The sequence below is a fragment of the Polaromonas sp. genome, from assembly GCF_010365105.1.
Taxonomy (GTDB): domain Bacteria; phylum Pseudomonadota; class Gammaproteobacteria; order Burkholderiales; family Burkholderiaceae_C; genus Polaromonas.
In genome coordinates this window covers 1-9,049 of record NZ_JAAFGZ010000062.1, presented here as the reverse complement: position 1 = coordinate 9,049, position 9,049 = coordinate 1, and the positions used below count along the sequence as shown (strand labels likewise).

Sequence of the window (9,049 nt, the reverse complement as noted above, 5' to 3'; positions counted from 1 at the left end):
TTGACTTTTTCTCTGCTTACCTACCTCGCGACCAATTTTTACACTGGCCACCTTGTCATCAGCAGAGCCGCAAATCATAGCACCATTGCCTGACATACGCGGGTCTTTACCTACAAATAGTTCCGAAATTCCTCACAGACTCCTTTTGACTAACAAGGAGCTGAAAAGTCCGTGTGTCTCCCCTTCTCGTCGCACCTGAAAAAGACAAATATCAATTGGAAACAGATGCTCGCTCCTACAACCCATTTCGTTATACACAACTGCCTGCCGCCTGAAGCTCGCGTGAGAACCTGACGCCAGGGGCAAAGTCCAGGATGCGCTGCATGCCCTGGCAGATGGTTTTCACTCCCGGATCGCCATCGCCCGTGCGCGCTAGAAAGCCGCCGAGCCGCGCGAACCAGACCTACCACCTGGTTGAGCGTGGGCACCTGGTCCGGGGGGCGCTTTTTGTTCGGGATGAAGGCTGCGGCCCATTCATCGGGTTCCAACATGAGCTGCGAGTTCTACTCCGGGCAGGCCCGCCCCAGGCGCCTGAGGTGCGCGATGCGCCAGGCCACCATCATGTACAGCACCAGCGCGCGTTCAATCTTTTCGATGCTTCCCAGCTGCAGCGCCTCGATCCGGCAGCCGTTCTTGAGCACATGAAAGAACATCTCGATTTCCCGGCGTGTCCGGTACCAGTCAATCATGCGCCCGGCCTGCTTCAGGCTGCTCGCCGGCAGATTGGCCAGCAGCGCCACTCGACCCGCTTGTCGCCTGCGGCAGGCTGCATTTCCTTGGCCACGTTGCAGCTGGCCTGCACAAAGCAGCCCTTGCCATCGGGCAGCTGCAGGGCCATCTCGGCCAGGCACTCATAACCTTCCACCCTGCGCACGCTCTCCTTGATGCCTGGGCGACTGCCGTCCTTGCCCCTGGCTTGGCGTGCCCACATTCCCAAGCATCAAGAACACCCAGCGGCTCGCGCGAAGTCGAAAACGGCGTAGGTCGGATGCGCATACATGCCGCGCTGCGCTTCGTAGCTCAGCGGCCCCAGGCCACTGGCCTCTTGACCGTTGGAGTCCAGCTCGGTCGTGTCCTGAATGCACAGCACCACCTTGTGGGCTGCCATGCGCGTCTTGGCGCAGTCCGTGTGCGCTTCAAGAATTGCACACCAATCTACTTCATCGTTGTCAAAAAAACTGTACGCCGCCATCGTGTCGGCCCAGTCCCCGCAAACCTGCGGCCCGCTTGTTGCGCCGCTTGTTGCGCCGCTCGTCGCACAGGTCTATCGTCTCGAATTCAGTGCCTGCCCAGCCCAACGGTTTCCTTCAACTTCTTCTTGGGAGGAATTTTGCCGGATTTGTGTATAACAAAAAGCCTTTAACGATCCCAAGCAATCGAGTGGTTACCCCTATGACAGGATAATCACTCTCTATATGGCACTCATTACTCTTCTAGACGCCCAACTCGCTTTTGGGCATGTCGCTCTGCTGGATCATGCAGATTTTTCCCTTGAAACCAGCCAGCGCATTGGCCTGATTGGCCGAAATGGCACAGGCAAGTCTTCTCTTTTGAAGATACTTGCGGGACTTGAAAAACCCGATGACGGCACTTTGCAATTGCAGCAGAACCTGCGCATTGCCTATGTTCCGCAGGAACCCAGCCTGGACCCGCATGCGACGGTCTTCATCGCTGCCAGTGCAGGCCTCGCCCGCACCCGGCATGTGGTCGAACTGTATCTTGCGGCTGACGAACATACCGATCTGGACGCGCTGCAATCTGAAATTGAGGCGCTCGACGGCTGGACCTGGGAGCAGCGCGTCGAAGAAACCCTGCACCGACTGCACCTGGACAAGGATGCAATCGTGGGATCGCTCTCAGGCGGCACCAAAAAGCGCGTCGCACTGGCCCAGGCTCTGGTGGCCAAGCCTGACGTACTGCTGCTCGACGAGCCAACCAACCACCTGGATCTGGATTCGATTGCCTGGCTCGAAGAACTGCTGGTCAATTTCAATGGCAGCATCATCACCATCACCCATGACCGGGCCTTTCTGGACCAGGTGGCGAACGTCATTGTTGAACTGGACCGCGGCAAGCTGCGCAGCTATCCCGGTAATTTTGCCCAGTACCTGATCCAGAAGGAAGACCAGATGGCGCAGGAAGCCGTCATCTTTGCCAAGGCGGACAAACTGCTGGCACAAGAGGAAGTGTGGATTCGCAAGGGGGTCGAGGCACGCCGCACACGCAGTACCGCCCGTATCGTGCGGCTTGACGCACTGCGTGAAAACCGCTCAGCCCGGCGCGATGCGGTTGGCCGCGTCAACCTGGACGTGTCAAGCGGTGACAAAAGCGGCAAGATCGTCGCCGAACTCACAGACGTGTCGAAAAGCTTTGGCCATCCGGGCGCAGAAAAGATCATCGTCAACAAATTCAGCGGCACGCTGCTGCGCGGCGACAAAATCGGACTGCTAGGCCCGAATGGCGCGGGCAAGACCACGCTGCTCAAGCTCATCCTGGGGGAACTGCAGCCCGATGTCACCCAGCCGCCCGGCAAGATCCGCCAGGGCGCGAATCTGCAGGTGGCTTACTTTGACCAGATGCGCGATGCGCTGGACCTGGACGCCACACTGGAAGACTTCATCAGCCCGGGCAGCGAATGGGTCGAGATCAATGGCCAGAAAAAACACGTCAAGAGCTACCTGAGCGACTTTTTGTTCAGCCCCGAGCGTGCGCGCTCCCCGGTGCGCAGTTTGAGCGGCGGCGAGCGCAACCGGTTGCTGCTGGCGCGCCTGTTTGCGCGGCCGGCCAATGTGCTGGTGCTCGACGAGCCGACCAACGACCTGGACATTGACACGCTGGAACTGCTGGAAGACCTGCTGCAAAACTACGAAGGCACGGTTTTCCTGGTGAGCCACGACCGCCGCTTCCTCGACAACGTGGTGACCAGCACCATCGCCTACGAAGGCACGCCCGAGAACCCTGGCTTCTGGCGCGAATACGAAGGCGGCGTGACCGACTGGATCACCCAGTCGAAACGGGCAGCGCAAATCACTGGCAGCAACAAAACGACGGCTGCCGCCTCCAGCACCAAAAACAAGGATAAAAACAGTGCCGAACCCAATAAGGACGAGCGCGAGCAGCTATCAAAAAAGAAACTGAGCTACAAGGAGCAGCGTGAGCTCGACGGTTTGCCGGTGCTGATCCAGCAGCTCGAATCGCAGCAAAAAGCGATCCAGCAGGAACTCTATGACGGCACGCTCTACACCAGCAATGCCAAGCGGGCTGCCGAGCTGACGGCGCGAAACAGCAAAATCGAGGAAGAACTCATGGACTCCCTGCAACGCTGGGAAGCGCTGTCGTCCTGAGAACTTTTCAATGTGGTCGTCCGCCGTGCGCGCACTATGCGGGCGGTGGTGACACACATCTGTGGCGGTCCTGATCTCAGGTTCGCCACCTACAAAAAGTAGCGGTACAAACGCGCCTTGCAGGGTGCTTGAGCAGAGCGTCCTTACGCTAAAGTGGCCAGCATCATGCAAACTACTGTCGCGCTCGGCCCCAGCCCTTTTCCTGTCTTGCAGACCAAGCGGCCTGGCGGCATCCGTCCGTGGCTGGCCTTGGCATTTTTGAGCGTCTGGATGACAGGATGCGCCTCGCTGCCAAGCCAGGTAAACCGTCCGGTGTCAACTGCACTGGCCAACTCGATGCAAACCCGGCTGGGCCAGTTGGTGCAGGCACGCGCAGTCCGGGCAGGCACGCGCAACGACTCCGGCTTCGCGCTTGTCGGCAATGCCGAACTGGCCTTCACCAGCCGCATGACGCTGATCAAGGCTGCGCAAAAAACGCTGGATATCCAGTACTACGCCATTTTTGCCGACGACACCACTGAGCGCATGTTCGAGGCCCTGCGCGAGGCGGCAGGACGCGGCGTTCGCATCCGTATCCTGCTCGACGATTTCAACACCTCCGGCAAGAATGCGCAGGTGCTGAAGCTGGCCTTTGAAAAGAATATCGAGCTGCGCCTGTTCAACCCGCTGCCCGGCGGACGCGGATCAATGATGCTGCGGATTTTGAGCAACCTCAAGGACGTGGCGCGCATGCAGCGGCGCATGCACAACAAGATTTTTGTTGCCGACAACGCGGTCGCCATCACCGGCGGGCGCAACCTGGGTGAAACCTATTTTGGCCAGAGCGAAGGCACCAATTTCGTCGACATCGATGTGCTGGCGGCGGGCCGCATCGTGCGCGACCTGTCGCGCAGCTTTGACCAGTACTGGAACAATCCGCTGGCCTACCCGGTGCAGTCATTGATGCGTGAGGAGGAAATCGAGGCGCTCAAGCCCAAACCTGTGGTCGCCGGCCCGGACGCACTTTCCAGCGCCCTGCGGCCGGTGGCGGACGCGGTCGGGGCATCACCCGCCAAGGCTGTGGGCACAGCTGCCGCTGCGCCTGGCGCGCTGCCCGACTCGACCGACCTGAGCTTGTTGACCTGGACCTGGGCGCCTTCAGTCTTGCTGGTGGACAAACCGTCCAAAATTGCCGCCGATGCCGACGACGTGGCCGAAGCACAGGAAACGGCCGTCGATGGCCTGCTGCAGCTCATGTCGCAGGCCAAGAATGATTTGCTGATCGTCTCGCCGTATTTTGTTCCGGGCAACCTCATGATGAGCCAGTTTGCCGAGTTGCGCCGACGCGGCGTCAGGGTGCGCGTGCTGACCAATTCTCTGGCGTCCAACGATGCGCCCGCAGCCCATGTGGGCTATGCGCGCTACCGTGAAGCGCTGGTGGCGATGGGCATTGAACTTTATGAAATGCGCGCGGAACAGGAAGGCACGGTCAAGAGCTTTGGCTCAGGCACGGGCTCAACGGGAGGATCGACGAACGGATCGCGCGCCAGCCTGCACGCCAAGGTGTTCGTGATGGATGGCCGTCTGCTGGTGGTGGGTTCGATGAATCTGGACCTGCGCTCGAAACTGCAAAATAGTGAAGTCGCAATCATCATCCGCAACCGCGCCTTGGCGCTGGAGGCAACCCGAATGGTTGAGCCCGCGCTAGCAGGTGGAGCCTACCATGTGGAACTGGTCATGGGGCAATTGGTATGGCGTGCGCCGCAAGGCTCGGGACTTCAGGATTCGACGACCGAGCCCGATGCCAGCCTGCCCTTGAAGATGCTGCTCAAGCTGCTCGGACCCCTGGCGCCGGAAGAGATGCTGTAACGCACAAAATTATTCCATTATTCCGGCTCGATTCCTGAGGCATTGATGATGGAATCCTCGCTTCAGGAACTATGCCTCATGGAACTTGCTTGAGTTGCAGCGACAAGTTCGATCTGGTCTGCAGAAAAGATCATCTGATAACAGCCGAAAAAACCGCGATACGGGAAAAGTCCAGGCCCAACGCTTTCATCTACATGTCACTCGAAAGTAGCTTGCCCCAGCCACTGAATGCCGCGCTGCATCCGCTATAGCCAACGCGCTTCTGGAAGTCTGAGGCTCCAAAACCAGATACAGTGATTTTTCTTAGGAATTTTAGGGATCAAACACTAGCCCCAACGCCATTGACCGCCTGACCCAGCCGATTTATCTGATTTCAGGCAGCAATGAAACTTGTTGCTGGCTGTGAAGACACTGCGCTATCTGATTCACTTACGGGTCAAGTGCGGGAGCCTTGGCACTGAAGTAATTCCATTTCTAAATCATTTCGAGAGTAGGCGTAAAGCCGCAGACAGTGCTGTAGCACGGCAAGGCGAAGCAACGACATATCGGAATGATTTAGAAATGGAATAAAGGCTACGGTCCAACCAGATTCAAGAATCCGGCATAACCCAAAACTATAATGTGGGGCAGCATTTTTGCGGTTCCTACAGGATTGCCAATCGTCGAACCAGACTCGGTACTCGCGCCTCCTAGAAATCACTGCCCTTGAAGCAGGCTTCAAGAGTTTTTGATGCATTTTTAGGTATTTCCGCTTTATCCACGGCACTTTTATGCTATTTATTTAATAGCGCAGCAAGAACAGGCAAGGCAAAGCCAGCCCGGCCCTACTGATTTACCGTCACCTTATAGGTCACCGACAGCTGCGCGCCGGGCAGCAGCGAGCCGGTAAAGGTCCACTGCAGATTGCCCTGTGCGCCTATGGCGGGCTGGCTGCTCACGCTGCAGGCGCTGACTCCGCTTGGCAAGGCGCCCGGACAAGCGGCAGACAGATAAGTCGTGAAGGCAGGGGTGGCATCGTTGATGACCAGAGTGGACAAAAGCTCGCTGCCATTGTTCTGCGCCTTGAGGCTGTACTCCAGGACGTTGCCCGGACTTGCCACGACGGTGGTTGCCGCAAGGCCACCCAGTGTGATGTTTTTCACCAGTTTGTTCAATGCCAGCGCGCCTTGCAGGCCGACGGTGGTGACATCGTTGGCAGTCAGGGTACTGGACAGCAGCGGGATCGAACTGGTGTAGCTGAACGCAGCACTGAGGGTGGTTGTGTTTGTCGCCCCCGTTGCCGCAGCGGCCGGTATGAACTGCTTGACGATGAGGCACAGTGTTTGCCCTGCCGTCACGGTGATCGGGGCGCTGACTTGCGGCTCCGAGCCCTGCAGCGTGCTGCTGCAGTCGCTGTCGCGATAAAGCACCTGGCTCCAGGGCAGCCCGGCGGGCGTGGCTGCATTGGCCAGCGAAAAAGTCAGCTGCCCCCCGCTGCCTGCAGTGAAGGTGTGGGCGTAAAACACCACCGTGCCGGGCTGCCCTGTCTGCGCGCCGTTGGGGGACAAGGTGTTGACCGGAACCAGCCCGAAATTCACTCCCGTGTAGGTTTGCCCTGCCACGGGTGTGAAGTTGATCACGCTGGGGCGACTGTAGCTGGCGCCAGCAGGGGGCGCGCCGACGCTTCCCCCTGTAGCCATATAGCCGCTGGGTGCTGCAGCAGTGATGACGACGGCGCCGGCAACATTTGCCGGCAACCACAGCGTGTAGCCGCCATCGCCGGCCGTGCTGGCGCTGGCAAAGGTGGTTGCCGCTTGCGTCCCGCCGACGGCAACGCTGGCCAAACCCGGCTCACTGCCGTCTTTCATGCCGTTGTTGGCCGTGCCTGCCCCGACGCCGGTATCGGCAAACACCATGCCGCTGAGCTTGCTGCCGTTGTAAAGACCAAAGTTTTGCGGCGGCGGTGGAATGCCGGACACATTGATCTGAATCACGCCAGCCACGTTTTGAGTACCTATCCAGCCCACCGGCGTACCCGGTGTGATGTCGCTCGGCACGTTGTTGGTGTCAAGGACCAAGCAGTAATTGCCTGGTGCCACATTGAGCAGGCTGTAAGCACCCGTGGAGGGATCGACCACGGCCGCCGCACTGGCGGCGCTTTGGCAGACGCCGGCCAACAATGGTGCCAGCTTGACGAATAGTCCAGCCACGCCGCCTTCAGTGCCATCTAGGCTGGCATTGTGATTGGCATCGCTGTAGGCAATGCCTGTCACGGTCTGGGGTGCTGGTGCATTGCTGATGGTGCAGGTAATGTTGTCGCCCACCTGTGGCGTGACCGTAAAGCTGGTGCCTGCGCCACTGGGCAGCACGGTGTTGACGCCACCGAAAGTGCTGGCGCCAGGGCCACTGTTGCTGCAGGAAATACTGCCCGTGTAGCCCGACTGCGGCGTGACGCTGCCTATGGCCATGGACTCGCTCAGCGTGATGACGTTGCCCGGCAAAACAGAACTGGTTGCCGTCGCAGCAGTGGCCGACAGGGACGCCCCATTTGTTTTGGCAGTCGCCAGCGCCACGGTGGGTGTTGTGTAGGCTATCTGGATTTGCGTCTGGTCTGCGCTGTTGATCCGCCCGGCCGTGTTGTTTTTGATCAGCGTTACCTTGGGCAAACCGAGCGCGAACAAGGTCGATCCGGTATCGGCCACGAAGCTCACGCCGACGCTGGTGGCGTCCTTGGTGCTCATCAGCAAATTGGGGCCGTTCGTTCCGTTGCCGCCGAATGTGACCGTGCTGGTGCCCAGTCCCGTCAGTGCCAAGGTCCCGGCGGGGCCACCAGAGGGATTGGACAGAAGTTCCAGCTGAGCCCATGGCGTGCCGCCAGCCTGGGTGAATCGCATTTGTTCACCGTCAGCGGTGTACTCACTGTCGCCTGTGACCAAAAAGAATTTTCTTGGATTGCCCGATTTATCCCTGGCCACGATGGAAGTGAGGTTCAAAGTTGTCGTACTGCTGCCCGATGCAAGGTAAAAATTGGGGTAGCCGGCAATGCCGGTATAGCTTGAGTTTCCAATCACGGAATATTGGCTGGCCCGAAGCAGTGAAGGCGAGCGCACGACACCGGGATAAACACTCGGGCATGATTTCGCCGCTGACACAAAACAAAATGGCGAACCCGTTCCGGTGCGTGTGACCGTCGTCGTGAAGATGCTTCCGTCAGGAAGCGAAAAACTGAAAGGCTGTCCGCCTGCAGTTGCCGACGCATCGCTGTAGCCTGTGAAATCGAGCCACCAAAGGCTCTGCCCGTAAGTGCCATTGGTGGCGTATGAACCGGTATTGGCTGCGGCGCTTGACATCAGACAAACCCAAAGCCCGAGCATCGCAGCCAAAACCCGCATCGCCTGGGCAGCAACTCGCCTTGCCACCTCCATCCCGGCCAAGGCCGCCAATGGGCCGAGTACAGCTTTGCTGCCAGTTGCAATCGGAGTCCGAGCCTGTTTTTTTTGATCTCTCATCTTGTTTGAATAGTTTGTATGCACCAGCGCCAACATGGCAGCATGCAGGTTCGCACGGCTGTCGTGCCGCCAAGGCTCGTCCGAGACCTTGCACAGCTGATCGCGATCAGCAGCAGAAAAGCATACAAGTGGCTTGAATTTTTGGATCTTGTCACTTGGTAGTCCTCTTCCGGGAGATTGCGGAATCCGTCACTGAATCGAGCATTCTTTCAAGGAGTTTTTAGGTATTTCCGCTTTATCCACGGAACTTTTCTGCTATTTATTTAATAGCGCAGCAAGAACAGGCAAGGCAAGGCAAAGCCAGCCCGGCCCTACTGATTTACCGTCACCTTATAGGTCACCGACAGCTGCGCGCCGGGCAGCAGCGAG

General features: G+C 58.6%; 6 protein-coding genes and 1 pseudogene. 2 read left to right on the top strand and 5 right to left on the bottom strand.

Features of this window, described 5'->3' with window-relative positions; translation table 11 throughout:
• Positions 1–250: 250 nt before the first annotated feature.
• The 4 genes and pseudogenes from GZ092_RS21290 to GZ092_RS21275 all read right to left on the bottom strand — a co-directional run bounded on the left by GZ092_RS21290 (position 251) and on the right by GZ092_RS21275 (position 1,108).
• Positions 251–491: pseudogene (locus tag GZ092_RS21290) on the bottom strand (IS4 family transposase).
• 12 nt (positions 492–503) lie between these two features.
• Positions 504–689: a transposase gene (locus GZ092_RS21285; RefSeq protein ID WP_363254681.1), complete on the bottom strand. Its 186-nt coding sequence runs from the start codon at positions 687–689 to the stop codon at positions 504–506.
• A gap of 14 nt (positions 690–703) precedes the next feature.
• Positions 704–931: a hypothetical protein gene (locus GZ092_RS21280; RefSeq protein ID WP_363254679.1), complete on the bottom strand. Its 228-nt coding sequence runs from the start codon at positions 929–931 to the stop codon at positions 704–706.
• 9 nt (positions 932–940) lie between these two features.
• Positions 941–1,108, bottom strand: a complete 168-nt coding sequence (locus GZ092_RS21275; protein WP_363254678.1) for a hypothetical protein — start codon at positions 1,106–1,108, stop codon at positions 941–943.
• 307 nt (positions 1,109–1,415) lie between these two features.
• Here GZ092_RS21275 and GZ092_RS21005 point away from each other — a divergent pair, with 307 nt between their 5' ends.
• Together GZ092_RS21005 and GZ092_RS21000 are read left to right on the top strand one after the other, a co-directional pair.
• On the top strand, positions 1,416–3,344 hold the full coding sequence (locus GZ092_RS21005; RefSeq protein WP_293639260.1) for an ATP-binding cassette domain-containing protein: 1,929 nt from the start codon (positions 1,416–1,418) through the stop codon (positions 3,342–3,344).
• Positions 3,345–3,509: 165 nt separating this feature from the next.
• Entirely contained in the window at positions 3,510–5,192 is a 1,683-nt protein-coding gene (locus GZ092_RS21000; protein ID WP_293639259.1) for a phospholipase D family protein, read from the top strand.
• A gap of 824 nt (positions 5,193–6,016) precedes the next feature.
• On the opposite strand, the gene GZ092_RS20995 is transcribed toward GZ092_RS21000, so the two are convergent.
• Entirely contained in the window at positions 6,017–8,242 is a 2,226-nt protein-coding gene (locus GZ092_RS20995; RefSeq protein WP_293639258.1) for a hypothetical protein, read from the bottom strand.
• Positions 8,243–9,049 lie beyond the last annotated feature (807 nt).